Annotated in this window: 24 protein-coding genes; 21 read left to right on the plus strand and 3 right to left on the minus strand. The window is 47.6% G+C overall.

The window, feature by feature from the left end:
• Nucleotides 1-3: 3 nt before the first annotated feature.
• From MWG26_RS01395 to MWG26_RS01405, 3 genes are all read left to right on the plus strand, one after another.
• Nucleotides 4-1,908, plus strand: coding sequence for a glycoside hydrolase family 127 protein (locus MWG26_RS01395; RefSeq protein WP_025654232.1), 1,905 nt, complete (start codon nucleotides 4-6; stop codon nucleotides 1,906-1,908).
• Nucleotides 1,909-2,166: 258 nt separating this feature from the next.
• Nucleotides 2,167-2,769 (plus strand): Maf family protein, encoded by a 603-nt coding sequence (locus tag MWG26_RS01400; RefSeq protein WP_025654233.1) that lies wholly within the window; start codon nucleotides 2,167-2,169, stop codon nucleotides 2,767-2,769.
• Nucleotides 2,762-2,950 carry a DUF6472 family protein gene (locus MWG26_RS01405; protein ID WP_025654234.1) on the plus strand — a complete coding sequence of 63 codons (189 nt, stop codon included), beginning with the start codon at nucleotides 2,762-2,764 and terminating at the stop codon, nucleotides 2,948-2,950. The genes MWG26_RS01400 and MWG26_RS01405 overlap by 8 nt, the downstream gene beginning before the upstream one ends.
• 48 nt (nucleotides 2,951-2,998) lie before the next feature.
• Here MWG26_RS01405 and MWG26_RS01410 read toward each other — a convergent pair whose 3' ends face one another.
• Complete coding sequence (locus MWG26_RS01410) at nucleotides 2,999-3,556, minus strand: M48 family metallopeptidase (RefSeq protein ID WP_025654235.1); 558 nt, start codon at nucleotides 3,554-3,556, stop codon at nucleotides 2,999-3,001.
• 134 nt (nucleotides 3,557-3,690) lie between these two features.
• Between MWG26_RS01410 and MWG26_RS01415 the strand changes: the two genes are divergently transcribed.
• From MWG26_RS01415 to MWG26_RS01435, 5 genes are all read left to right on the plus strand, one after another.
• A complete protein-coding gene (locus MWG26_RS01415; RefSeq protein WP_025654236.1) occupies nucleotides 3,691-4,383 on the plus strand; it encodes a response regulator transcription factor in 693 nt (230 codons plus the stop codon).
• Complete coding sequence (locus MWG26_RS01420; RefSeq protein ID WP_025654237.1) at nucleotides 4,376-5,365, plus strand: sensor histidine kinase; 990 nt, start codon at nucleotides 4,376-4,378, stop codon at nucleotides 5,363-5,365. The genes MWG26_RS01415 and MWG26_RS01420 overlap by 8 nt, the downstream gene beginning before the upstream one ends.
• A 187-nt stretch (nucleotides 5,366-5,552) precedes the next feature.
• A complete protein-coding gene (locus tag MWG26_RS01425) occupies nucleotides 5,553-6,233 on the plus strand; it encodes an ABC transporter ATP-binding protein (protein ID WP_117441190.1) in 681 nt (226 codons plus the stop codon).
• Nucleotides 6,230-8,722 (plus strand): ABC transporter permease, encoded by a 2,493-nt coding sequence (locus tag MWG26_RS01430; protein ID WP_117441191.1) that lies wholly within the window; start codon nucleotides 6,230-6,232, stop codon nucleotides 8,720-8,722. The genes MWG26_RS01425 and MWG26_RS01430 overlap by 4 nt, the downstream gene beginning before the upstream one ends.
• A 277-nt stretch (nucleotides 8,723-8,999) precedes the next feature.
• Nucleotides 9,000-9,899 (plus strand): DUF2238 domain-containing protein, encoded by a 900-nt coding sequence (locus MWG26_RS01435; RefSeq protein ID WP_025654360.1) that lies wholly within the window; start codon nucleotides 9,000-9,002, stop codon nucleotides 9,897-9,899.
• Between the two features lie 189 nt (nucleotides 9,900-10,088).
• Here MWG26_RS01435 and MWG26_RS01440 read toward each other — a convergent pair whose 3' ends face one another.
• Nucleotides 10,089-10,865 (minus strand): IclR family transcriptional regulator, encoded by a 777-nt coding sequence (locus MWG26_RS01440; RefSeq protein ID WP_025654361.1) that lies wholly within the window; start codon nucleotides 10,863-10,865, stop codon nucleotides 10,089-10,091.
• A gap of 555 nt (nucleotides 10,866-11,420) precedes the next feature.
• Here MWG26_RS01440 and MWG26_RS01445 point away from each other — a divergent pair.
• The 8 genes from MWG26_RS01445 to MWG26_RS01480 all read left to right on the plus strand — a co-directional run bounded on the left by MWG26_RS01445 (nucleotide 11,421) and on the right by MWG26_RS01480 (nucleotide 20,118).
• The gene (locus MWG26_RS01445) at nucleotides 11,421-12,338 is read left to right on the plus strand and encodes a dihydrodipicolinate synthase family protein (RefSeq protein WP_025654362.1); all 918 of its coding nucleotides are present in this window, start codon (nucleotides 11,421-11,423) and stop codon (nucleotides 12,336-12,338) included.
• 117 nt (nucleotides 12,339-12,455) lie between these two features.
• Entirely contained in the window at nucleotides 12,456-13,811 is a 1,356-nt protein-coding gene (locus tag MWG26_RS01450; protein ID WP_181969603.1) for an ABC transporter substrate-binding protein, read from the plus strand.
• 191 nt (nucleotides 13,812-14,002) lie between these two features.
• The gene (locus tag MWG26_RS01455) at nucleotides 14,003-14,866 is read left to right on the plus strand and encodes a carbohydrate ABC transporter permease (protein ID WP_025654365.1); all 864 of its coding nucleotides are present in this window, start codon (nucleotides 14,003-14,005) and stop codon (nucleotides 14,864-14,866) included.
• Complete coding sequence (locus tag MWG26_RS01460) at nucleotides 14,863-15,687, plus strand: carbohydrate ABC transporter permease (RefSeq protein ID WP_025654366.1); 825 nt, start codon at nucleotides 14,863-14,865, stop codon at nucleotides 15,685-15,687. The genes MWG26_RS01455 and MWG26_RS01460 overlap by 4 nt, the downstream gene beginning before the upstream one ends.
• Before the next feature lie 101 nt (nucleotides 15,688-15,788).
• A complete protein-coding gene (locus MWG26_RS01465) occupies nucleotides 15,789-17,057 on the plus strand; it encodes a lactate racemase domain-containing protein (protein WP_147324108.1) in 1,269 nt (422 codons plus the stop codon).
• Between the two features lie 2 nt (nucleotides 17,058-17,059).
• Nucleotides 17,060-18,514, plus strand: a complete 1,455-nt coding sequence (locus MWG26_RS01470; protein WP_025654368.1) for an NAD(P)/FAD-dependent oxidoreductase — start codon at nucleotides 17,060-17,062, stop codon at nucleotides 18,512-18,514.
• Nucleotide 18,515: 1 nt separating this feature from the next.
• On the plus strand, nucleotides 18,516-19,754 hold the full coding sequence (locus MWG26_RS01475; RefSeq protein WP_025654369.1) for an NAD(P)/FAD-dependent oxidoreductase: 1,239 nt from the start codon (nucleotides 18,516-18,518) through the stop codon (nucleotides 19,752-19,754).
• Nucleotides 19,744-20,118 carry a DUF1667 domain-containing protein gene (locus MWG26_RS01480; protein WP_025654370.1) on the plus strand — a complete coding sequence of 125 codons (375 nt, stop codon included), beginning with the start codon at nucleotides 19,744-19,746 and terminating at the stop codon, nucleotides 20,116-20,118. The genes MWG26_RS01475 and MWG26_RS01480 overlap by 11 nt, the downstream gene beginning before the upstream one ends.
• A gap of 121 nt (nucleotides 20,119-20,239) precedes the next feature.
• Here the strand turns inward: MWG26_RS01480 and MWG26_RS01485 are convergent, their stop codons facing one another.
• Nucleotides 20,240-20,926 (minus strand): TMEM164 family acyltransferase, encoded by a 687-nt coding sequence (locus tag MWG26_RS01485; protein ID WP_117441193.1) that lies wholly within the window; start codon nucleotides 20,924-20,926, stop codon nucleotides 20,240-20,242.
• Nucleotides 20,927-21,687: 761 nt separating this feature from the next.
• On the opposite strand from MWG26_RS01485, the gene MWG26_RS01490 reads away from it, so the two are divergent.
• From MWG26_RS01490 to atpA, 5 genes are all read left to right on the plus strand, one after another.
• A complete protein-coding gene (locus tag MWG26_RS01490; RefSeq protein ID WP_025654372.1) occupies nucleotides 21,688-22,398 on the plus strand; it encodes a F0F1 ATP synthase subunit A in 711 nt (236 codons plus the stop codon).
• A gap of 74 nt (nucleotides 22,399-22,472) precedes the next feature.
• Nucleotides 22,473-22,697: an ATP synthase F0 subunit C gene (gene atpE / locus MWG26_RS01495; protein ID WP_025654373.1), complete on the plus strand. Its 225-nt coding sequence runs from the start codon at nucleotides 22,473-22,475 to the stop codon at nucleotides 22,695-22,697.
• Between the two features lie 21 nt (nucleotides 22,698-22,718).
• Entirely contained in the window at nucleotides 22,719-23,222 is a 504-nt protein-coding gene (atpF, locus tag MWG26_RS01500) for a F0F1 ATP synthase subunit B (RefSeq protein ID WP_117441195.1), read from the plus strand.
• On the plus strand, nucleotides 23,200-23,868 hold the full coding sequence (atpH, locus tag MWG26_RS01505; protein ID WP_330587818.1) for an ATP synthase F1 subunit delta: 669 nt from the start codon (nucleotides 23,200-23,202) through the stop codon (nucleotides 23,866-23,868). The genes atpF and atpH overlap by 23 nt, the downstream gene beginning before the upstream one ends.
• Before the next feature lie 5 nt (nucleotides 23,869-23,873).
• A complete protein-coding gene (gene atpA, locus MWG26_RS01510; RefSeq protein ID WP_025654376.1) occupies nucleotides 23,874-25,382 on the plus strand; it encodes a F0F1 ATP synthase subunit alpha in 1,509 nt (502 codons plus the stop codon).

The raw sequence follows: 25,382 nt of genomic DNA on the forward strand, positions 1-25,382 counted from the left end.
GTTATGAAACAGACAAAAATGGAAATCAGGGACATTTTCTGGAGCGGGCAGATTGAGAAAATGTGCAAATGCATAATACCTTATCAGTATGAAGTACTAAGCGATGCTGTCCCCGGGATACCTAAGAGCCATGCAATTGAGAATTTTAGAATTGCGGCAAAGCTGGCCGAGGGTGAGTATGCAGGCATGTTATTTCAGGACAGTGATGTGGCCAAATGGATAGAGGGCGCGGCATATTCTCTTAGAATAAAGGAGAATCCCAAGCTGGAATCCCAGATTGATGAACTGATTGAAATCATAGGACGGGCGCAGCAAAGCGATGGTTATCTTAATACATATTACACTTGCGCAGGCAAGGGGAAACGGCTTACCAATATCGCACACGGCCATGAAATGTACTGCGCGGGCCATCTGGCGGAGGCCGCGGCTGCGTATGCAGAAGCAACGGGGAAAGAACGGCTGCTGCAGATTGTAGAGCGTTATATGGATTGGTTTATGGAAAGAATCGGTCCGGAAGAGGGGAAACTGCATATCTACCCCGGACACCCAGAATTGGAGCTGGCGCTGTACAGGCTTTATCAATATACCCAAAAAGAAAAATATTTGGCTTTTATGAAATACCTGTTATTAGAACGGGGAAAGCAGCCCTCTTTCTTATTAAACGATTCCGGATTCGGTGAACAATTTAAGGATAAATGGTTTGGACTCGAGTATCACCAGGCACAGAAACCAGTGCAGGAGCAGAGCGAGGCGGTGGGTCATGCCGTCAGGGCCATGTATTTGTATTCCGGCTTGGCGGATCTGGCATACGAAACAGGAGATGAAAAGACCATCCGGGCCCTGGATGCGCTGTGGCAGGATGTGACAAAGCGAAAGATGTATATTACAGGAGCAGTGGGAGCGGATGAGCATGGAGAGGCATTTTCGGTTCCATACGATCTTCCAAATGACAGGGCATATGCAGAAACCTGTGCGTCTATCGGGCTGGTGTTCTGGGCAAGGCGGATGCTCCGTCTGAAGCTGGACAGCCAGTATTCGGATATTATGGAACTGGCATTGTACAATGGGGTATTGAGCGGTATGTCGGACAATGGCAAAGAGTATTTTTATGTAAACCCTCTTATGCTGAATCCCCGTGAAGCCGACCAGAGATACGATCTGCGGCATGTGGAAACAAGCAGGGTAACCTGGTTCGGATGTGCGTGCTGCCCGCCAAACGCGGCAAGAACCATTACGTCATTAGATAAATATGTTTATGATTTTAATCAGGAGGAAAATCAGTTAGCCATACACCTCTATATTGGAGGAAAAATCTATTTGGAGGACGGGGGACTGTGGGAAATCACCGGAGATTACCTGGGAGACGGGAGACTGGAGATAAAGTATTTTGGCCCAAAGAAAGAGATGTCTGTCAGATTCAGGAAACCTGGCTGGAGTAAGAGCATTGGAGTACTGGACAATGGAGAAGAAATACAACCGGAAGAAGTTACAGGATATATGGAAATAAACAGGGCGTGGTGTGATGGTGACGTCATTCAACTTCAATTTGATATTCAAAGCCGGTTTGTATATGCAAATCCCAAGGTATCTGCAGACAGCGGCAGAGCAGCGATATTGCGGGGCCCCATTGTCTACTGCCTGGAGGAAGCTGACAATGGAGAAGATCTGAATGCGCTGATCGCAGAATCGATTTGCGGGACAAAAGAAATGGGACAGGAAAGAGAAGGCAGAGAAGAGTTTTACCCGCCTGTCTATATACGGGGGTATCGGGAATATCAGAATCCAGACAATCATGAGCTGTATTCATTTGAACAGCCGGCGAGAAAAAAAGTCACGATGAAGGCGGTTCCTTATGCACGGTGGGGGAATCGGGGGCTTGGGGAAATGCTGGTTTGGGTTAGGCGTTGACTCGCTTTCGGCTAGCCCTTCATTTTGCTGGGTTCATCCAATCGGGAGTAAAGCTTGTCTTCTGGGGGCTTCTTAAGCGGGGCGGCGTATTGATTCGCTTGGTGGAACATATTGTCTCCATTTGTTTACTATAAAATAACGGTATTCTATATGTACCACGGAATATTATTACCAAACGGCATACCGGAACAAAGGGCTTTCGCAGAGTATGTGTCCGTGATACAATAGTGCTATTGAAAGTTATGGGAGGCATACGTTATGAAGAGGATTGTACTGGGCTCTGCATCACCCAGGCGAAGTGAGTTGATGACGCTGATTGGGCTGAAGTTTGAAGTTGTGGTAAGTAATAAAGAGGAGCATTATGATAGTACGGTTCCCCAGGAGATTGTGAAGGAACTGGCTTTGATGAAAGCGGAGAATGTAGCGGCTGAACTTGGTGCAGAACATGGATTGAGGGATACGGTTATAATTGGGGCAGATACGATCGTGGCTGTGGACGATAAGATATTGGGTAAGCCAAAGGATGAAGCTGAGGCATTTGAGATGCTGACGGAACTGCAGGGCAGGGCGCATCAGGTGTTTACCGGGACTGCCATTTTGGATTATGATGAGGGGGGCGCGTGTCAGACTTTAAATCATGTGGTTGAGACCAAGGTTTATGTACATGCTATGGAACGGGACGAGATTCTGTCATATATCAAGAGCGGGGAGCCTATGGATAAGGCAGGCGCATACGGGATACAGGGGGCATTTGCGGCTTATATTGACAGGATAGAAGGGGATTATTATAACGTAGTGGGTCTGCCGGTTTCTTGTTTGTACCAGCAATTGAAACAGATCGGAGGGGGTAACGTTGAATAAGCGTGAGGCATCAAACTGCGAATACTGTATGAACTATGAATACGATGAGGATTATGAGTGTTACGTCTGCACGCAGAATCTGGATGAAGACGAAATGGTTCGGTTTGTAAAAGGGGATTTTCATGAGTGCCCGTATTACAGGCATGGGGATGAGTATAAAATCGTAAGAAAACAGATGTAAAGGGGGGCTGGCCCTTCTGTAAAAGGAACAGCTTCCTCCGCAAAGGGGTCAGACCCCTTTGCTCCAGAGCATGGTTCCGTTATCTCGCAGCCATTTCTGGGAACTCTTGTAATTAGGAAGTATCTCTTCTACGATGTTATAAAATGCGGCTGAATGGTTCATCTCTTTTCTATGCGCCAGCTCATGGACTACAATATAATCCAGCACATCTTCGGGGGCAAAGATCAGCCGCCAGTTGTAGTTGAGGTTTCCCTGGCTGGAGCAGCTTCCCCATCGCGTCTTTTGTTCCCGGATGGAGATGCGTCCGTAGGAGACGTGCATGATGGATGCATAGTAAGCGGTTTTTTGTGTGAAAATATCTCTTGCTATTTTAATGTAGCGGCTTCGCTGCCGTGCGGTAAGCGGCTGCGGGGCAGGCCGTGGATTTTGCTTCGCTTTATCGATGTATTTGAGTACCCAGGCTTCTTTTTCTTTGAGAAAACGGTCGATGGAGGATCTGGGGCAGTTTTTGGGGGCGCGGACTTTGACGCTGCCCTCCGCTGTGATTTGTATGGCCAGTGTTTTCCGGCTGCTGTATATAACTTCATATGAAAATGGATGTTTCAATTTGATCACCTCCACAACAGTTTAGCAGGGATACCATTAGAGTTCAAGTGTGTCTGACTAGTACATCGTATAATAATTAACTGCCAGTCCCATGGGGGCATAAGATATTGTGGAAGAAAAGGAGTCTTTTAAGAGTGGAAAAACAGAAGATTTTAATAGTAGAAGATGACCTTGCCCTTGCAGAAGGGCTTCGGATAAATATGGAAGCGGCGGGATTTTTGGCAGAGGCAGTATATAATATACAGGATGCGTTTCTGCAGCTGGAGACGGTCCAGGCGGACCTGCTTTTGCTGGATATCAATCTGCCGGATGGAAACGGAGTAGAATTTGCGGAAAAGGTGCGCCGTATGCTGAATGTCCCCATCATATTTCTGACAGCCAGGGATATGGATGAAGATATGATTGCCGGATTCCGGGCAGGGGCGGATGACTATATTACTAAGCCGTTCCATATTCAGGTGCTGGTAGAGCGTGTCCGGGCTGTGCTGCGGAGATATCAGCCGTCCATGGAAGTGAAAAATCAGATCCAGACAGGGAATCTGATAATTGATTTTGAGAGCTATACCGTATTGAAAAGTGGTAAGCCGCTTTCCCTGACTCCCACGGAGTTTAAGCTCCTTGAGAAGTTCTTAAGAAACCCCGGAATCGTTCTGACAAGGCAGGTGTTGATTGATGAGCTGTGGGATAATGATGGCAATTATGTGGATGAGCATACGCTGACCATCTTTGTTAGCCGTCTCAGATCGAAGATAGCTGATCGGGAGTTTACGTATATTAAGACCGTTTACGGAACCGGGTACCGCTGGACAGGAGCTGAAAATGGATAAATGGACAATCGCCGCTGCCGTTGCTGCAGCAGTCATCAGTGCAGCAGTTACCGGGCTGATCCTTTGGATCAATATGCGGAAAAAATATATCGCGTTTACAGAGGAAATTTGTGATTCTATAGACACTATTCTTCGGAAGGAGTCGATGGAGGAGTTTGTTCTGGAGGATGAAACACTGGCTTCCCGTGTACAGATGAGGCTGAAGCGGCTTTCCGATATTACGGAAGCTGCGGCAAAGAAAAATGAGGATCAGAAAAGGGAAGTGCAGAGCATTGTATCCGACATTTCCCACCAGCTGAAGACACCCATTGCAAATATTACCATGTATTGCGATACAGTCCGTCAGAAAGAACTGCCCGAAGAGATCCGGGAACAGTGCCTTGAAGTGCTGGGCAGGCAGGTAGGAAAATTGGAATTCCTGGTGCAGTCTCTATTGAAAATGTCCCGCCTGGAGACCCATATGATCTCCATCCATCCCGAAAAAAACTGCCTCAGGAATACGTTGTATGAAGTGGCGGAAAGCATCCGGGTGAAAGCGGAACAAAAAGGGCTGGAAATAGAAGTTGATTGCCCGGAGGCGATCTATCTGTACTACGATGCCAAGTGGACGGCGGAAGCTATTTTCAATATTGTGGATAACGCCGTGAAATATACTGAGGAGGGTGGAAAGATCCGGATCTATGCAGAACCTCTGGAAATTTACACGAAGATTGTCATTGAAGACAATGGTATGGGAATTGCAGCGGAGCATATCAATGATGTGTGTAAACGTTTTTTTAGAGAGGGAAAAGCGAACAGAACGGAAGGGGTCGGGATCGGCCTGTATCTAACCAGAGAGATTATCACAAAACAGGAGGGGTATCTGAAAATACAGTCCCGGGAGGGGGCCGGGACGAAAGTGGCAGTATATATTCTCAACAGGATAAGCGGGCAGTCTGGCGTCTCTGCAGGAGCAGAGATACAGAGCGAAAAACAAGATTAACCGCTGAGGTGCACAGCCGGATGGATCCTATCACTTGATTGGCCCGGATGCCGTGCAGCGTGGTGTATGGCCCCGTGAATAATAACGGAAAACCTACAAAATTCTTATGTTTTTTGAGAGGTTTTTGAAACATTTCTTTGATATTCTTATTACAGACCAAAAAACGGTGTTCAAAGGAGTGTTTAAAATGAGTATACTGAAAACGGAAAATCTGAAGAAATATTATGGGAAAGAACCCAATGTTGTACGTGCGCTGGACGGCGTATCCCTGGAAATAGAAGACGGCGAATTTGTGGCGGTTGTAGGGACATCTGGCAGCGGCAAGTCAACCCTTCTGAATATGATGGGAGGCCTGGACGTTCCCTCATCGGGAAAAGTTATTATAGCGGACAAAGACCTGTCGGGAATGGATGACGACCGCCTGACAATATTCCGCCGCAGGAGGATCGGATTCGTGTTCCAGAACTACAATCTGATCCCCATACTGAATGTGTACGAAAATATCGTGCTGCCGGTCTCTCTGGATGGAGAGAAACCGGATGAGACCTATCTGAAAAAAATCATTTCGCTTCTGGGCCTGGAGCAAAAGCTGATGGAAATGCCGAACAATCTTTCCGGAGGCCAGCAGCAGAGAGTGGCAATTGCCAGGGCACTGGCCTCAAAACCGGCAATCATTCTAGCAGATGAACCCACCGGGAATCTGGATTCCAAAACCAGTCAGGATGTGCTGGGGCTGATTAAAATGACGAGCAGACAGTTCCACCAGACAGTTGTCATGATCACTCACAATGAGGAGATTGCACAGCTTGCCGACAGAACCATCCGCATCGAAGACGGAAAGATCAGGGAAAGCAGGTGGAATGCATGAGCCGGAAGTCATCAGGGAAAATTGCTGTAAATAATAATGGCAGAACGGTAAGAAGTCTGGCTGCCAGCAGCATAAAAAGTAGCAAAATGCGTAACTTTTTTATTGTAGTTACGATCATCCTTTCCGTCAGCCTGCTCATGGTCATGGCCTTGTTTTACGCGGGTATGGACACGGAAAGGGCGCGCCAGGTTGAAAAAATGCAGCATGTTATTTATTACAAGCTGGACAGACAGCAGCTGGAGGAACTTTCACAAGATAAACGGACAGAGTACGTTCTGGGGATGAAAAGCGGCCAGGGCATGGAAGTGGACGGCAAAATGATCCAGCCCGTGGCATATGATAGTGAACCGCTGAAGGCAGACGGGGTTGAGATTGATACAGTGACTCCGGTCAAAGGAAAAGAGCCGTTAGAGATAAACGAAGTGATGCTGTCAGATGTACACTGCAAGGCACTGGGGCTTCAGGGGGAACCGGGCGAAAAGGTGTCCTTTACCTTCTTAGACGGAACAACCGAAGAATTCGTTCTGTCCGGAATCTTCCATTTGGATAGTCCGCCAAAAATATATAGTCTCATCCTTTCCCAGAAATATGCGGAACAGGGATCACAGCTGAAAGATGTGGCATACGACGGTATCGTGCGCATTCATGATGCAAGAGAAATGAAGCAGCAAAAATTTTTAGATACCATACGCACCATGGCGTCAGATTATGGTATTGCGAGAAAAAATGTCAATGAAAATAATTTCTACCTGGATACCTTATCCGGCGGCGACCGGCAAGCCCAGCAGAATATGTTGATAATCGGCGTAGCCATTGGGATCCTGTTTGTCAGCGTATTGGTAATCTACAGCGTATTTTATCTCTCAGTGGTAGGCCGCATCCGGCAGTTCGGACAGCTTAGAACCATTGGAATGACAAAGCGCCAGATCCGCAGAATGGTCCGCACCGAGGGGCTGATACTATGTGGAATCGGTATCCCCGTAGGACTTGTGATTGGAGGCGTAATCAGTTACCTCCTGAAACCGGGAGGATGGAGCTGGAGGAACACACTGCTGGTCGGGGCAGCCGTCATTGTGGCTGACATCATAACGGTGCTTCTGTCTATCCGCAAACCGGCGTTCATTGCCTCCTCGATCGCGCCTGTGGAAGCAAGTAAATTTTCCGGTGTTGAGACGGAAAAACCGAAAAAAGGCAAAAAGAATCGGCATGCGGAGGGAAGACGTCAGGATGGCGCGCACAGCGACAGAAGTAAAAAAATGTACCGGAATCTTACGCCTATGAATCTGGCCTCCATGAACCGCACGAGAAACAAGAAAAAAACAGCTATGACAATGGCATCACTCGGAATCGGCGGCGTTTTGTTTATGCTGGCAGCGTGCTTCATTACATGTACCAGCCTGGAAGGGTATGCCAGCCAGGGCCCGTACCGTTTGGGGGAATTTGTCATTGATCTTTCCTACAATGTATCGGAAACAGCAGAACACGGACAGACATCCATTCAGGAGAATAATCCGATAAATGAGGAGCTGATCAGGCAGCTTGAGTCTATTGATGGGGTGGAAAAGGTTCAGACATTCCAGGAATTACACACGCGCTGGGAATCCCATGATGAAATGGACGAGGAGAGTATGGTATCCTTTGCTGAAAATGAGGTGGAAAAACTGAAAACCATGCTGGAAGAAGGCGATATTAACTATGACAGCATGGTACAGGAAGATCAGCTGCTTGTACAGTATAATGATTCTAATAAAGAAATTTTTGGCTGGAAGTATGAAGTTGGTGACAAGGTAAAACTGTCCTGGTATGACGGCGCAAATGAGTTAGAAAAAGAATTTACAGTCGCAGGAATCCTGGATACGGATGACTATATAAAGTACAGTAATAATTATGGGAACTTTATCCTGCCGGAGGAGACATTAAACCAGATGGCAAACGGCCTGAATCTTAACAGTGAGATCGTTGTGAAGGTTGACCGTGAAAAAGAAGCCCAGATTGAAAAACAGCTGAATGCGGTAATGGATGAAAATCCGATGCTGACAATGGGTACGCTCAGAGAAATGCTGGAAGAGAGTGAAAAATCCTTTAGTATCCTGTTTTCGGTCATGCTGGGGTTAAGTCTTTTCATTGTGGCATTCAGCATCCTGAATATGATTAACACATTAATTACTAATATTCTTACGAGAAAACATGAATTTGCGATGATGCAGTCCGTTGGAATGACGACAAAACAACTGTCCCGTATGATACAGATGGAAGGGCTGATGCTGACGGCCGGAAACCTGGTCATCACTCTGGTCTTTGGAACGGCGGCAGGGTATGGTATGGTTAAGATATTTGAATACTTTGGGATCGACTATATGAGCTTCCGGTTTCCGGGATGGCTGTTCCTGGGGTATGCAGTGTTTACGGCAATTATTCCTATGATTGTCTCCGCGGTTATGATTCGAGGGTTTCAGAAGGAAGCACTGGTGGATCGGCTGAGGGAGTAGGGTCGTACGCATTGAATAGGCAGGTCGGAATTAAGGCTGCGCCTATGTAGATCAGTAAGCAGGTTTCCAGGCTTTAAGGCGTTTTACCCCGCCCGAAAAGTCTGGAAGGCCTGCTGATTATACTCCCCTTGGCGTCCGTCTAATCAGCAAATAGCGCTTCCCAAAGATATCACTTGCAATTATGCCGGTTTCTTTTTATAATGAGTGAATGTATAGACCGGCTGTCTAGCGGTCAATGATGAGAAGCAGACATGGATTCTGAAGGGATGAAGGTAAGATGAAGGATAGCGATAAGAAGGAAAAGCACCGTTTCCGCAATATGTGGAAGGCGTTAAGTATGGAACTGAGGGAGCACAAAAGTTCTTTTATGGTATATTTTGTGCTGCGTCTGCTTGTGATCATAGTTATGATCCTGCAGATATTTAATCAAAATTATGAGAATGTGTTTCTATGTATCCTCACGCTGCTGCTTCTGGTTATCCCTAGTCTGGTTCAGGTGACAATGAAGATAGAACTGCCGACAACTCTCGAGATTATTATTCTTGTTTTCATATTTGCCGCCGAAATTCTGGGGGAGATACGGGAGTTCTATATCGTATTTCCGTTTTGGGATACCGTCCTGCACACGCTCAACGGATTCCTTGCGGCTGCAATTGGATTTTCGTTGGTGGATCTCCTCAACCGCAGTGAAAGAATGGTGTTCAAACTGTCGCCGCTGTTCACAGCCATTGTGGCTTTTTGCTTTTCTATGACTATCGGGGTTATCTGGGAATTCTTTGAATTCGGCATGGACCATATTCTGGGATTTGATATGCAGAAGGATACCATTATCCATACCATCCGATCGGTTATGCTGGATCCGGCAGGCGGTAATAATGTTGCTGAGATTGGAAACATAACCAGCGTAGTGGTTCAGGGGAAGGATCTCGGCCTGGGGGGCTATCTGGATATTGGCCTGATCGACACCATGAAAGACCTGATGGTAAATTTTATCGGGGCAGTAGTGTTCTCTGTCATCGGTTACTTCTATGTGAAAAATAGAGGCAGAGGACGGGTGGTAGGAAGATTCGTCCCGCGGAAAAAGAAGGCGGAACGGGACTTCCTCAAAATCGTGGAAGCGCAGGACGAGAAAGAGCAGGAACAGGAGCAGCAGGAGCAGGAACGTCCCGGAAAATAGACCGGATGGAGGACTCCGGGGTAAAATAATGCGGATTCTAAAAACTGTAACAGTTCAGGACGGCCTGGTTTGCTATCAAAAACAGGCCGTCCGGCCTGTCATATCTAAACGCGGAAAAGCCGCATCTTATGGAAGATACCATAAGGTGCGGCTTTTCCGCAGTTAGAAATCGTACGATACGCTGCGGGCTTACCTGCCCCAGCATTGGAATAGGTTACGGGTAATTTCTTCGGATGCTTCTTTGAGTACCGGCAGATAGGGCAGCAATTCGTCGGTGTCTTTTATACCGACAAATCCGCTGAATGACAGTGCGGCTATGATATTTCCTTCGCTGTCCCGGACCGGAACGGATATGCAGCTGCCGTTATCAGAGGACTCTCTGTGGTCAAAGGCATATCCTCTTTTTGCGGTCTTTCGGACTTCCAGCCAGAATTCGTCCGGATCAATGATGGTATAAGGGGTGAGCGGTTCCATATCGCAGGAATCGACCAGCTTTTCTACCAGGCTGATCGGCAGCTCGGACATTAGAACCTTGCCTCCCGCACAAGCGTAAAAGGGAAGCTCGGAGTACAATGCCGGTACATAGTTTACAAGGCTCTTAGTGCGGGACTGCTGCAGTACGTAGCAGCGGTGCCCTTCGCGTACGATCAGATTCATGGGCTGGCCGTGTTCTTCTGTGCAGCGGATCATAGTCAGCTCCGCTACTTCCTTTAAGGCCAGATAGAGGTTATTTTTCTCGATGACAAAACTGATCTTCTGGCCGGTTATGTAACGCCCATCGTTACACTGGTAAACCCAGCCATTCACTTCTAAAGTCTTTAAAATGCGGAAAGCAGTTGACGGATTAAGCTCACAGCTTTTTGCAATCTCATTTACGCCAAGCGGAGAGCGTTCCTTGCGGAGGATGTCCAGTACCTCTAAGGCACGGTCCACCATCTTGATGGTTTCTACGTTTTGTTTTTCCATGATGCGTACCTCCTTACTATATACTATGATATCTTGCTAAAGGGATATCAAGTGTTCCATCCGGCAAGTTATTATTGGAATATTTATTTCATCAGAGTGTATAGCGACTATATACTACATTTATACCATTTTAAAAAATGTATGTCAATATGTTGAAAGAAAATGGGGGAATTAATTGGAATATATATTCCGAAAAAATAAAATGCCAGAGAGGACATGTTATAGATATGTGAGCGAGCAACATTAATTTAGTGATATTAATTGGGTTAAATGAGTTAAATTAAAACAAAAACTATGATTACAGAATATAATCAAAAATATCTGAAAATATAATGAAAAATTTAAAATATAAAAAGTGGAAAAATGTAGTTGACAGACCATAAAAATCGTTGTATATTGAAATTACGGAATAGCCATTCCGAAAAGCGGATTAATTCAACAAGAATGAGAGTCAAGAAAATCATTCTAAACAGAATAAGACCATATTTTACATATTGGAATGACTATTTTAAATCTAATCAATTATATTTTGAAGAGTAAAGGAGAACGAGAACAATGGCAAAAGAAAAACTGAACGGCATCTACATCCCAATGGTGACACCTTTTCATGAAGATGAATCCATCAACTTTGCAGGAATCAAAGAATGCACGGATTTTCTGGCTGACAATGGTGTTACTGGTATTATTCCCTCCGGCAGTACCGGCGAGATGGTTGCGATGACTCCTGACGAGCAGATTGCAGTGAATGATGCGGCGGTGAAAGCCGCAGACGGAAGGATTAAAGTCGTATGCTCAACCGGCGCATATCGGACAAAAGACGTGGTTAAAATGTCACAGGCAGCCGAGGCAGCGGGTGCAGACGGCGTTATGGCAGTAACACCGTGGTACATGGCTCCGAATGAGAACGAACTGTTAAAGCATTATGAGACAATCCGTAAAGCTATTGATATCCCGATTATGGTATATCACAACCCCTACTATTCAACCTGCCTGATGAGTGATGAATTTATGGCTAAGCTGTACAACGAAGGCTTTATCGACGCGGTGAAGGAGCGTCAGGCGGATGTGTACAGACAACAGGATCTTAGATATCTTACAGACGATCATTTTGCGATCTTCTATGGTTACGATGTATGCCCTGTTGAAAGCGTGAGCTGCTGGGCAGACGGATGGGTATGCGGTACAGGGAACCTTTTCCCGAAGGAGAATACAGAAGTATTCAACCTTGCAAAAGAGAGGAAGATGGAAGAAGCGATGACTGCCCACTTCGAAAAGATCCGCCCCTATCTTCCGTTATTTACGAAACCGACTGCAGACGGCATGCCGACGCCTTGGCTTCAGATTATTAAAGAAGGCCTTAAACTCCGCGGCGTAGATGCTGGATACTGCCGCAAACCGGTTATTTCAGAGCTTCCGGCCGATGTTATGGAGACCCTTAAGGCGGTTCTGAAGGAATACGGGTATCTTGCCTAGCCTCCCGGAATAGGATCTGGTGCTTTCAAGCGGAGAAACTTTAAAAAGGTGGATGAGATTTTGCTGGCTGCAGGCTCTGACAAGCCTGCAATTCAGCGGGAAGGAATGGTTAAAGTTATGAAAAAGAAAATAATTAGTTTGATCTTATTGTGTACCCTTGTATTTAGTACGACACTGTGGGGCTGCGGTTCATCTAAGGATACCGCTGCAGACAGCGCAGATACGTCAAAGGAAGCTTCGGATGAAACAGAAACCACTGACGGCAAAGGCGGAAAAACAAAGATTACAGTTCTAAGGCCCGGTGACCAGGAAAAAGTGGAAGCCTTTATGGAGCCGGCGATTGAACAGTTTGAAAAAGACAACCCGGATATTGATGTGGAAATCATGTATGAATCATGGGCTGGCTGGATCCAGAAGTATCCGACCTCTTTTGAGGCGGGAACCCAGCCTGACGTCATCTTCTGGTGGGACAATAAGATGAATGATTCCTCTGCGCATGAACATCTGGTAAAGCTGGATGACTATCTGAGCGAAGACTTCTTCAGCCAGATACCCGACAGCGTCTGGAATCTGGTAAATACCAGCGGACTTGACGGTACATATTATGTTCCAAGCAGCGTAGATACAGCGGTACTTTACTATAATAAAGAGGTGTTTGAGGCCGCAGGCCTGGATCCGGAGGCTCCGCCTGCAACGTGGGATGAGCTTCTGGCAGCTGCAAAAGCCATCAAAGAAAAGGCCGGCGTACCCGGTATCGGCGTTCCTGCCATTACCGGCTCTGAAGTGCTGGAAGAATTTGTTGGAATGTTCATAAATCAGGCGACCGATGCACCGATCCTGGATGATAAGAGCATGCCGCTGTTTGATACGGATGAGGGTCTTGAAGCAGTTAAATTTGTAGAGCAGCTCGTTCCTTATGTACAGGATTCCCCTACTGAATACGGACGGGGAGAATTACGCCCGCTGTTAAGAGACGGCGGAGTGGGAATGCTGATTGACGGTCCGTGGGGCGTTGCGGCATATACGGCTGCATTCGGCGAAAACCTGGATGAAAGTAAGATTGGGATTGCTAAGATTCCGCTTGCTCCAAATGGCAAGGAAATTGCATGGGCAGGCACCAATGGCTGGATCGCTACGCGTGACGAGACAGCAGAAGCTTCTGCAAAACTGATTGAATATCTGATGTCGCCGGAAGTAATTATCGAACACCACTTGGCATACGGTTCTGCTCCCCTGTATGAGTCGGAATTTGATAACCCTTCATTCCAGTATGATTTCTGGAAGGTATTTTATGACGAAGCACAGGATTATAAGCTGTACGGTATGATTGGAAAGGACAGTGCGACGCCGGCGGCGTACTACACTGCATTAGAAGAAGTATGGCAGCAGCTCATTCTGGGCCAGCTCAGTGCGGAAGATGCACTCAAAGCGGCGGCTGAGGCTGCGGAAGGCGTTACTTCACGAAACCAATAACCTGTAGCGCTGCAGTTAACGCATCAGACCAGGGATCTATTAAAAGGTACGGGGGAAGATCTCAAACGTATCAACCTGGGAGTTGCTGAAAGGTAAGGGTTAAGGTATCAAACATAAGTCTATTATCCAGGCCGGTGGTTCATCCGGCCTGGATTGCAGCAATATTCGTTTTGAGAAAGGGGGCGCCCTGTTTGAAAAAGAGCCAGAGAAAAAGAGTCATCTGTTCGCTGCTTCCGCTAATTGTCCTGTTGGTTTTTATTTACGGATACCCGTTGTTTAAGGTCTGTACCAGCGCCTTTATGGGATTTAGCGGCGCTTCAGCAGGCCAGTTTGTAGGCTTTGGAAATTTTTCTATTATTAAAGGCGAGATTCCGAAAACTGTTGTAACTACGTTGATCTGGACGTTTGGTTCTGTAATTCCCGCGATGATCCTGGGCCTTGCCGTGGCATTGATCTGCAGCCGGTCTTTTGCGGGAAAGAAAGTAGTCGTGGCATTCAATCTGCTGCCCTACGCTATTCCTTTGATTATTGTTGCCTCTTGCTGGCGTTTTGTATATAATTCTGACTTCGGTATCATCAATGTATTGCTTAAGAACTTAGGCCTGATTGAGGAGCCGATCAGTTTCCTAGGCCTGGATCTGGCTCTCACATCCGTCATCCTGGCCAGAATTTGGCGTGCTATGCCGTTTGCGTTTATGAATTATTATTCGGCACTTACGACGATCCCGGCCGAACAGTATGAAGCGGCATGTATTGACGGCGCCGGTCCAGTGCAGAGATTCTGTTATATTACCATGCCTAATCTGAAGGCAATTACAGGAAGTACTCTGATTGTACTGACAGTCTGGACATTCCTTGTATTTGATATTATTTTCGGTATGACAGGCGGCGGGCCGGTCAATGCGACCAAGACCATTTCGATGCACATCTATCAGGAGATGTTCAGTATGAAAAACCTTGGCACAGCATCTGCATGGTCACTGATCGCGATATTGGTACTGGTAATTATTACGGTATTTTACTGGAGACTGATGGAAAAGGAGGATGCGGCATGAGAAATAATAAATCAATTGCCGGAAAAATTGTCCGGATTATCCTTTGTATTTTATTCTGTATGTTTGCGGCGATCCCAATCTATGAAGCGCTGATCGTGTCGCTGACTCCATATTCCCACCTTCTGGAGGCGCAGCTGGTGCCTCATTATTTTGAGCTGTCCAACTTTACCTCGGCCTTTGGACTAATCGCCGGCAACGTGCTGAACAGCTTTTTCTATGCGTGCTGTGCAACGGTTCTCACGACGCTGATCTCCATTCCGGCAGCTTATGTGCTTTCCAGATACCGCTTCAAGTTGCGCCAGGGTATGCTTTTTATCTTACTTCTAACGCAGATGATGGCGGGTATTGTTATCCTGCCTACATTATACAGGATGTTCCAGTCGCTTGGCATTCTGAATTCCCGGGGGGCACTGGTTCTTGTGCTTACAGGCATTAACCTGGCACTGGTCGTAACCATTCTTCACGGATATTTTTCAACCCTTCCGGCAGAGCTGGAAGAGGCGGCGGCGCTGGACGGCTGCAGCTATATACAGCTGCTGGTCCGCGTGATTTTTCCAATCAGCGGTCCGGGCATCGCGGTGGGGGCAATTTTTGTGTTCATCAATAGTTATAATGAATTTGTTGTACCACTGTTCCTGCTGTCAGATGCAAATAAATATCCTTTGACGCTGGTGGTATACAGCCTGCTCAGCGATACAACAATCCGCTGGCATATCATGGCTGCTGCGTCTCTGATTGGGATTATCCCGCCGGTTGTGATTTTTACATTCTTCCAGAAATATATCATACAGGGGGTTACCTCGGGGGCAGTAAAAGGATAAGCTGATATGGGGGCAGACCCATTTGCAAAGAGGTCTGACCCCTATGCGGAATCGACAGGGTCCTCCCTTAGGAGGGCAATAAAATCTTGGAGGGACAGATTATGCAGGAATTTAAGATCCCGTGGGGGCAATGGTATGAACAGTCATATAGAAAACTAACTTTTCCCGATGAGTGGGAGGTGCACTATCAGGGGATGCAGGAGCTTCCCTCCCTGACAAGCGGGGAAGTTCTTGCGGCAATAGACAATCCGGTGGGGACAGAGCGGCTGGAGACTCTGGCTGCGGGGAAGAGGAGTGCATGTATCATTATTGATGATATTTCACGCCCCACCCCGGGCGCCTACTTACTTCCGCTCGTGATCAGGAAGCTTCTGAATGCAGGGATGGACGGCAGAAATATTAAGGTCTTGATCGCGCTCGGCGGCCACCGCCCTATGACAAAACAGGAAATGGAAATCAAGGTGGGAAAATGGGTACTGGATCACGTCCAGGTGCTGAACCACTCCCCGTTCTCAACAGACCTGGTAACCATTCCGGACGACGATCAGGTGATCAAGATTAATAAAAACTATGTGGATGCAGAGCTGCGAATTGCCGTTGGGTGCATTGTGCCTCATACTCTGGCAGGGTTTTCAGGGGGCGCTAAGGCGGTCATCCCGGGAATCGGCGGTATTGAGACACTGAAAAGCAACCATTTGCTTGTCTATGAAGACTCGAGCAAAAACATGTCATTTAAGACCAGCACATGCAATCCTGACAATGCGATGCGCACCAATATGGAGCGGATCGTCGGTAAAGTTGGGCTGGACTTTATTGTGAATGTGGTGCTCAACGATAAGATGGGGGTCGCAGATGTTTTTGCAGGCCATTTCATAAAGGCACACCGGGCTGCATGCAGACGGGCAATGGAATGTCTGCAGACGGAATTGGTCCGGGATGCGGATATTCTGGTTCTCTCTGCCTATCCCAAGGATACGGAGTACTCCCAGATCGGCACTTGTTTTGCTGTCCTGGGACACTACAAGGAAATGTGCGTAAAGCCTGGCGGAACCCTGGTTGCAGTGACGGCAGCAAGCGAAGGAGCGGGATTCCACGCGCTGTTTGGCCCCGGGATGAGCCTGTTTTCCCCGCATGATGATAATGTGCCTCCTCCGGAGCTGAAAGGAAAAGAAACCCTGATTTATTCCGATGGTGTTAATGCTATCGACATCAGGCAGTTTTACAGAGATGAGACGCCGGACCTAAACAGGGAGTGGGAAGACATACAGAAACGTCTGGAAGAAAAATATGCAGGGAGAAAGCCGGTGGTTGCCATTTACCCAATGGGAGCGATACAGATCGGCTGCATGAATACGGAAGGTGGAGAATGACTATGGGCACACAGTATGATATTGCCGTGATTGGCGGCGGTGTGATTGGAAGTGCGGTTGCGAGGGAATTGTCACGCTATCAATTAAAGATTTGTGTTTTAGAAAAAGAACTGGATGTCTGCAATGGTGTCAGCGGACGCAATACCGGACTTCTGCACTCAGGTATACTAAATGAAAAGAACCTCCTGCGCACAGAGTGCTGTATGGAGGGGAATGCAGAATTCGAGCAGGTTGCCGGGGAACTGGACGTACCGTTTCGAAGGTGCGGCAAGCTGATTGTTGGATTTGGCGGGGAGGAAAGGAAACGGCTGGAAGGACTGTATCAGCGCGGGCTTGATAACGGGGTACCTGGAATCAGAATGATTGGCCGCGATGAGATCAAACGCCTGGATCCAAATGTGGATGGCGACTTTGCAATTTACGTGCCTTCGGCAGGCATTTTATGTCCGTTTACATATACAATCGCATTGGCGGAAAATGCGGTTGAAAACGGTGCAGCGTATTATCTGGATCACGAGGTGACAGGGATTGAGAGAGCGGAAACAGGGTTGTACCGTATCATCACGAAAGGCGGAGAATTTGTCAGCCGCTGGGTCATCAACTGTGCAGGGCTTTATGCCTGCCGTATTTCTGAAATGCTTGGCTTTGAATCATATGTACCGAACCGCGTCAAAGGCGAATACGAGATTCTGGATAAGAAAGCAGGAAACTTTCTGTCTCTGCCGGTGTATCCGACTCCCAATGAGTACGGTGCATTTGATGTCCATGTAACTCCGACGATCGATGGAAATGTCCTCGTAGGCCCTACTATTGAGACGATCGGTGCAAAGGCCGATTATGCGGCAACGCAAAAAATGATAGACGTTCTGGCTGAGCAGGGTTCCAGAATGTTCCCCCGGATGAAACGGGATTACTATATCCGCAATTATGTGGGGGTGTTCCCGACCATAGAAGATCCGGTGACCCATAGGGAGCTGGACTTTCAGATTCAGACGAAGAAAAGCGTTCCCCATGCTGTAAATCTGCTGGCCATTACTTCTCCGGGGCTTACCAGTGCGCTTCCGATTGCGCGGAGAGTGGCTGCTAAGATCAAGGAGCAGGAGGAACTAATGGCAAACGAGAAGTTTAACCCCATCCGCAGGGGGATTGTAAAATTTGCGGAACAAGATGCAGAGGGCAAAAAGCGGCTGATTGAGCAGGATCCGGATTACGGGGAGATATACTGCAGATGTGAATGCGTGACCAGGGCAGAGGTGAAACAGGCGCTTCATAATGTGCTGGGCGTTTCTAACGTCAGCGGAATCAAATACCGGACGAGAGCTACGATGGGGCGGTGCCAGGGCGGCTACTGCGAGACGAGGCTGACCCGGTTGATCCAGGAGGAGCTGGGCAGGCAGAGGACGGAGATACTGCTGCATAAGAAGGGCGCCTATATGTTTACCGGGGAGGTGAAATGACATGCACAAGCGAGATGTTGTGATTATAGGAGGCGGGCCGGCCGGGCTTGCCGCTGCTGTTGAGTTGAAAAAACGGGGAGTGGACGATATCTTAATCATTGAACGTGAAAAACAGCCTGGGGGTATTCTACGCCAGTGCATCCATGACGGATTTGGCCTGACGCGTTTTGGCCAGACCCTGAGCGGCCCGGAATATTCCCAGAGGTTTATTGATGAAGTTGATGAACTGCAGATCGAGGTTCTTACCGATGCAACGGTCATTGATCTGACGGGGGACAAAGTGGTAACAGCGGCTTCTAGGGACGGCCTTATCCAGGTACAGGCAAGGGCGGTCATTTTGACCATGGGCTGCCGGGAACGAACCCGGGGGGCGCTGGCGATCCCGGGCCAGAGGCCGTCAGGCATCTACAATGCCGGTGTAGCGCAGAGCTACATGAATTTGTACAATACCATGGTGGGAAAAGAAGTGATTATCATGGGTTCAGGTGATATCGGGCTGATCATGGCAAGGCGGATGACGCTGGAGGGTGCCCATGTAAAGGCTGTATTTGAAGTGCTGCCGTATCCGAGCGGCCTTCCCAGAAATATTGAGCAGTGTCTGAACGACTACAACATCCCGCTGTACCTCAGTCATTCTGTAATCAATATCAAAGGAGACACACGGATTGAGGGCGTAACGGTGGCAGAGGCAGGGGCAGATATGAAGCCGGTTCCCGGAACGGAAAAGGATTTTACCTGTGATACTCTGGTATTGTCGGTGGGGCTGATTCCTGAAAATGAGCTGTCTCTTGCGGCGGGAGTCACGCTGGATAGCCGGACAAAGGGCGCATTTGTGGATGAAAATTACCAGACAGATGTCCCGGGCGTTTTTGCAGCTGGAAATGTCCTGCATGTGCACGACTTGGTAGACTTTGTATCTCTTGAGGCCGAGGCTCTGGCGGCCGGAGTTGAAGAATATCTGAACTGCGGGGGGCTTTCGCCCTGTGAAGTGGAGATCGGAACGGACAGCAACATCGGGCACATCATCCCCCAGAGCGTGAGCGGGGAGAAGAATTTCAGGATGTCCCTGAGGGTGAAACGCCCCATGGGCAGGTGCAGGGTTGTTGTCAGCCAGGGGGATACAACTGTAAAATCAACGGTTGTGCCAAATGCAATCCCGGCAGAGATGATTCAGTTTGATATAGATGCCGGTAACATTTTATCTAAGGAGAAAATAGAGGTGTCAGTTTATGAACAGTAGAACCTTTGTCTGTATCGTCTGCCCCAACGGGTGCACGATCGAGGCTCAGTATGAAGATGATAAGATATGCAGTATTACTGGAAATAAATGTCAGAAGGGGATGGAATATGTCCGACAGGAACTGATCGACCCCCGCAGGACGATTTCGACTTCTGTGCGCATTAAGGGGGCGGTGCTTCCGTTGTGCAGCGTGAGGCTGACCAATGCAATCCCCAAAAAAGAGATCTTCCGGGTGATGGAGGAGATCAATAAAATCACACTGACTGCGCCTGTTGAGATCGGGCAGGCAGTCATAAAAAATGTCTGTGGACTGGAGAGTGACGTAATTGTTACGAAGAATATGGGAGGAGAGCGTCTGCCGTAAGGGTGCCTGGGAATGCCCTTTGGGCTGAAAGTTTCCTCCAGGCAATCACATGGCAGGCTGGGTGCATCCGGGTGGGAGGTGAAAGTCGTTTGCCGGGCGGCGTTTTAACCTTTAGACGATTTTAATCCGTTTGATGGTGGTTTTGTTGATAAATGTATGCGGCAAAGCTCCAGATGTGGAAAAGGACGGCGGCTCCCAGGATGGTTGACAGGATGTAGATTAGGATGGCGGGAGTGTTTCCTATATAGGGGATCAGGGCGGAGAAGCCTATTTGCTGCATGAGGTAGTCGGGGTTGATGTAGAACATGTTAATGGTTCCAAAAGAATCCAGGAGGAGATTGAGGAGTGTGGCGGCTGCGCAGCAAGTCAGGTAGAGCAGGGTGCTGTCTCTGAAATGACGGAGGCGCAGGTGCTGGGAGGCCGGGCTTTTCATGTATGAGAGTCCTGCGGTCAGGCCTATGACGATGAGGAGGAAATGCCATAAGTAGGAATGGATTGTAAGGAGGGGGGCGTCATAGTGGAGGCCGCTTGTGTCAGCGAATACGGCGATCCCTCCGAGGAGGCTGTAGTTCATCAGGAAGGAAAGCAGGGCCTGGCGGAAACGGGAGGGTTTGAGCCAGGGGATGACCAGAAGGAGGTACATGGCTATGCTGCACAGCTGAAATGGGAAGTACCACCATTGATAGATGCCGTGATTGAGACGGAAGGTGAGATACCATTGTTTCCAGAGCTCACTGGCAGACATAAGGAGGCCGCAGACAAGGAAAAAGTGATTCAGTTTTTGGGGGACGGGAATCTTTCTTTTCATGTTGGCCTCCTGTTGTATTGATGGGGTGGACCTGTTTTTCTTACACTTATTGTATGACAGAAGTGTATTCTTTAACACAGGCCTTAATGATTGGTTACTGTTCACGGTACCGTGGACAGTAATTTTTATGTAATGTTCCTGGAACTTTATGTTCTCTTTAGTATGAATTATAAAGGATATGAACCAAAAATGCACGCGTTATGAAGGCTCTTTTCAGTAGTTTTCCGTGGTTTGGGACGGGCGGCTGATCGGTGATAAAGCGCATAAAAAGGCCGCTTATCATAAAGAAATTGCTAAAGTTTCCTTAACCTTTGTGAAAATATTGACATACTTATGGCTAAAACGACGAAATGTGAAGGGCTCGAAACATTTCGGTTTGGTTAATTTGTATTTAATTAATTTTTGCAAATATAAAATGTACAAAAATAAAGATTAAATTTAAATAAAAATCCGTAAACCAGGGAATTAAATCACTGGAAAATTTGATGAAATTTAAAAAAAAAGGAGGATAAATGCCGACATTTTGAAATCGTTGACAAACAAAAACTTTGGGCGTAATCTTTAGTTTAACTTTTAGGAGGAAGTGCTCCTGGAAGGGTGTGGAGGGAAGGGAATTTCTGTTTTGAAGTTCTTTTTTTATTTCAAAGGATCTGCATCTTATGAAATAAATAAGCCCTCCCTGCGGGGTGCGTACTGCGGCGTAAGAAGCATCTGCCGTAGGCGGGAGTTTCGTAAGTGAAACTCCACTTTAAACACAAAATATGAAAAGAAAGGGAGGGAGCGATACGGAAAGTTTGACAGAGAAGCTGCTTGAAGAGCTGAACTGCAAGACCGTGTTTACGATTCCGGTATTCGGGGGAATCGGCGTGGCGGAGTCGGTAGTCGTTACCTGGATTATTATGGCCGTCCTGGTCGGGGTGTCATTTATCTTTGTCCGGAATCTAAAGGTCGAGAATCCGGGAAAGAAACAGCTGGTGATGGAGTCGGCCATCGGCTGGGCGCAGAACTTCTTCGAGGGCATCATAGGGAAGGAAAACAAGCGTTATATTCCTTATTTGATCACAATCATTCTCTATCTGGGTGTTTCCAATATGATCAGTCTGTTTGGATTCAAACCGCCTACTAAGGATTTGAATGTGACAGCAGCGCTCGCTATTATGAGCATGTTCCTGATTGAATATTCAGGCATACGTAAAAATGGGGTAAAGCATTGGGTAAAACATTTTGCCGAACCGGTGCCGATCGTTGCACCAATTATGGTTCTGGAAATTGTAATCCGTCCGTTGTCTCTTTGTATGCGGTTATTTGGTAACGTGCTGGGTGCATTTGTTATTATGGAACTTTTAAAAGCGATTATACCGGTCATTGTACCAATACCATTTAGTTTTTATTTTGATATATTTGACGGGCTGCTGCAGGCGTATGTGTTTGTTTTTCTGACGGCACTGTTTATGAATGAGGAACAGGAGTAAAAAAAGACAGAATTATTTTGTAACTGTTCATGGTTCTGGACAGAGACATTATTTTGAAAAAGGAGATTTGTACTATGGGAACAATTATAGCTATTGGAGCAGGTATTGCAGTTTTAACTGGTGTGGGAGCAGGAATTGGCATCGGCATTGCAACGGGCAAGGCAGCAGACGCAATCGCAAGACAGCCGGAAGCGGACGGCAAGATCAGCAAGACGCTGATTCTTGGATGTGCGCTGGCAGAGGCGACAGCTATTTATGGTTTTATTATCGGGTTATTGATTATTATACTTTTGAAATAACAGGAAAGGCAGGTGGAACAGGTGCTGCAATTAAATGTGAACCTTTTCTTTACCATAATAAACCTTGTTGTTCTTTATCTTTTGTTGAAAAAGTTTTTAATCAAACCGGTTACGAAGGTGATAGAGGCGCGCGAAAGGATGATTGCGGACGGCTTGAGTCAGGCCAGCAGTGCCAGGGAAGAGGCAAAGGAGCTTAAAAACCAATACGAAGCCGCTCTGTCCTGTGCCAGACAAGAATCTGAGAAGATTGTGCAGAAGGCTCAGGTACAGGCAAAAGCGGAGTATGAGCGTATTGTGAAGGATGCCGGAACCAAGGCCGGAGATATGCTGGATTCCGCGAAGGCCAGTATTTTGCTGGAGCGGGAACAGACAATGAAGGAGCTGCAGTCAAAGATTGCGGGGCTTGCGATGACGGCGGCAGCTAAGATCGTAGGTGAAAGGACAGAGAATCAAGGAAATCAGGGGATATATAATCAGTTTCTGGGAGAAGTAGGTGACGCTCATGATGACACAGATAACCACTAACCGTCAGAACTGCCCGGAAAAGGCAGTGTCGGACACCCGGGGACACCATACGGCGAGCGCTGTTTATGCAGGGAAACAGCCAGTCTGCAGCATGGGGGATACCCAAAGGGCACCCCGTAACGCATGCCCTGCGGGCGGATCCGCAGTAAACTGCGGAATAAGGTATGCAAAAGTGTTGTATGAGCTGAATATGAACAGGGAGGCCATACAGAAAGCAGAAGAGATATTTGCAGAGGTTCCTCAGTTGAAGGATGTGCTTATCAATCCAACGATCCGTGAGGAGAAAAAGTTCAAAGTGATTGACCGTGTATTTCCTGAGGAAATCAGAAATTTCCTAAAAGTGGCATGCAGACACCACAGAATGGAGCTTATCGGGGATATTTTTAAGGCATATCATCAATATTGCGATGAACAGAATAAGATCCTGAATGCGGTATTGACGTGTGTGGAACCTCCAAGTGAGGTACAGCTGAATAAAATGAAGGCGTTTCTTTGTAAAAAATATGATGCGGTAAAGGCAGATATTGAAATCGTTCAGGACAAAGCACTGCTCGGTGGTTTTGTACTCCGCGTGGGCTGTGATGAATTTGACTGGAGCCTGCAGGGGCGCCTGAATCGATTGGAACAAAAATTGACCAGGAGGTGACTAGAGTGAGTGTTATCATTTCAGACGAAATTATTTCTATTTTAAAAGAAGAGATAGAAAATTTTGACGCAGCCAGCCAGGACAGCGAGGTGGGCACCGTAATATCAGTTGGGGACGGAATCGCCACGGTTTATGGGATTAACCACGCTATGTATGGGGAGATCGTGACTTTTCATAACGGGATCAGAGGTATGGTGCAGGATATCCGGAAGGATGTGATAGGATGTATCCTATTCGGGCACGATACGGGGATTAAAGAAGGCACAAAAGTAACGCGCACGAAAAAAAGAGCCGGCGTTCCGGTTGGAGATAACTATATTGGCAGGGTTGTAGATGCGCTGGGTGTGCCGGTTGACGGTAAGGGAGAGATTTCCGCAGATGACTATAGGCCCATCGAACAGGAGGCCCCCGGTATTATTGACAGGAAGTCGGTCAGTGTACCGCTGGAGACTGGGATCCTGGCTATTGACGCGATGTTTCCAATCGGACGGGGGCAGCGGGAATTGATTATCGGAGACAGGCAGACGGGAAAAACTTCCATTGCTTTAGACACGATTATCAATCAAAAGGGGAAAGATGTAATCTGTATCTATGTAGCAATCGGCCAGAAAGCATCCACGGTTGCAAAAGTAGTAAATACGCTGATCGCAAACGGAGCTATGGATTATACGATTGTGGTTGCATCTACGGCTAGTGACTGTGCGCCGCTGCAGTATATTGCGCCTTATGCGGGAACCGCGATGGCGGAGCATTTTATGCATCAGGGCAGAGACGTGCTGATTGTATATGATGATTTATCCAAACATGCGGTGGCATACCGTTCGTTATCCCTGCTGCTGGGACGCTCGCCGGGACGTGAGGCCTATCCGGGTGATGTTTTCTATCTGCACTCCAGGCTGCTCGAGCGCTCCAGCCGTCTGAACGACGAGCTGGGCGGAGGCTCTATTACGGCACTTCCGATCATTGAGACACAGGCAGGGGACGTATCCGCATACATTCCGACCAATGTGATTTCCATCACGGACGGACAGATTTTCCTGGAGAGTGATTTGTTCTTTTCCGGTATGCGTCCGGCAGTAAATGTAGGACTGTCCGTATCACGTGTGGGCGGAGCCGCGCAGACGAAAGCGATGAAAAAGGCGTCGGGAAGTATCAGGATCGACCTGGCGCAGTTTCGGGAAATGGAGATATTTACCCAATTCAGTTCCGACCTGGATGATTCGACGAAAGAGCAGTTGGATTATGGCAGCGGGCTGATGGAGCTGCTGAAACAGCCGCTCTGCCAGCCATTGAGCCTGCATGAAAAAGTGATTACCCTATGTGCGGCGACGAACCGGGTGCTGCTCGGGGTAAAAAAGGCTGATGTGAAACAATTTCAGGCGGATATGCTGAGCTTCATGGACGCACAATACCCGGAAATCGGGAAAGAGATTGAAGAGACCGGGGATCTTACCGATGAACTGGCTGATAAGATCGTGGAGGCCGCGAAGGAATTTAAGAAGAGCAGGTGTTAA

It is taken from the genome of Faecalicatena contorta, from assembly GCF_022835095.1.
Taxonomy (GTDB): Bacteria; Bacillota; Clostridia; order Lachnospirales; family Lachnospiraceae; genus Faecalicatena; species Faecalicatena contorta.

Excerpts from the sequence above, each read along its gene's own strand:
- MWG26_RS01395 (WP_025654232.1), top strand. The coding sequence starts at position 4 with ATGAAACAGACAAAAATGGAAATCAGGGACATTTTCTGGAGCGGGCAG.
- MWG26_RS01400 (WP_025654233.1), top strand. The coding sequence starts at position 2,167 with ATGAAGAGGATTGTACTGGGCTCTGCATCACCCAGGCGAAGTGAGTTG.
- MWG26_RS01420 (WP_025654237.1), top strand. The coding sequence starts at position 4,376 with ATGGATAAATGGACAATCGCCGCTGCCGTTGCTGCAGCAGTCATCAGT.
- MWG26_RS01425 (WP_117441190.1), top strand. The coding sequence starts at position 5,553 with ATGAGTATACTGAAAACGGAAAATCTGAAGAAATATTATGGGAAAGAA.
- MWG26_RS01430 (WP_117441191.1), top strand. The coding sequence starts at position 6,230 with ATGAGCCGGAAGTCATCAGGGAAAATTGCTGTAAATAATAATGGCAGA.
- MWG26_RS01435 (WP_025654360.1), top strand. The coding sequence starts at position 9,000 with ATGAAGGATAGCGATAAGAAGGAAAAGCACCGTTTCCGCAATATGTGG.
- MWG26_RS01440 (WP_025654361.1), bottom strand. The coding sequence starts at position 10,865 with ATGGAAAAACAAAACGTAGAAACCATCAAGATGGTGGACCGTGCCTTA.
- MWG26_RS01445 (WP_025654362.1), top strand. The coding sequence starts at position 11,421 with ATGGCAAAAGAAAAACTGAACGGCATCTACATCCCAATGGTGACACCT.
- MWG26_RS01450 (WP_181969603.1), top strand. The coding sequence starts at position 12,456 with ATGAAAAAGAAAATAATTAGTTTGATCTTATTGTGTACCCTTGTATTT.
- MWG26_RS01460 (WP_025654366.1), top strand. The coding sequence starts at position 14,863 with ATGAGAAATAATAAATCAATTGCCGGAAAAATTGTCCGGATTATCCTT.
- MWG26_RS01465 (WP_147324108.1), top strand. The coding sequence starts at position 15,789 with ATGCAGGAATTTAAGATCCCGTGGGGGCAATGGTATGAACAGTCATAT.
- MWG26_RS01470 (WP_025654368.1), top strand. The coding sequence starts at position 17,060 with ATGGGCACACAGTATGATATTGCCGTGATTGGCGGCGGTGTGATTGGA.
- MWG26_RS01475 (WP_025654369.1), top strand. The coding sequence starts at position 18,516 with ATGCACAAGCGAGATGTTGTGATTATAGGAGGCGGGCCGGCCGGGCTT.
- MWG26_RS01480 (WP_025654370.1), top strand. The coding sequence starts at position 19,744 with ATGAACAGTAGAACCTTTGTCTGTATCGTCTGCCCCAACGGGTGCACG.
- MWG26_RS01485 (WP_117441193.1), bottom strand. The coding sequence starts at position 20,926 with ATGAAAAGAAAGATTCCCGTCCCCCAAAAACTGAATCACTTTTTCCTT.
- MWG26_RS01490 (WP_025654372.1), top strand. The coding sequence starts at position 21,688 with ATGAAAAGAAAGGGAGGGAGCGATACGGAAAGTTTGACAGAGAAGCTG.
- atpE (WP_025654373.1), top strand. The coding sequence starts at position 22,473 with ATGGGAACAATTATAGCTATTGGAGCAGGTATTGCAGTTTTAACTGGT.
- atpH (WP_330587818.1), top strand. The coding sequence starts at position 23,200 with ATGATGACACAGATAACCACTAACCGTCAGAACTGCCCGGAAAAGGCA.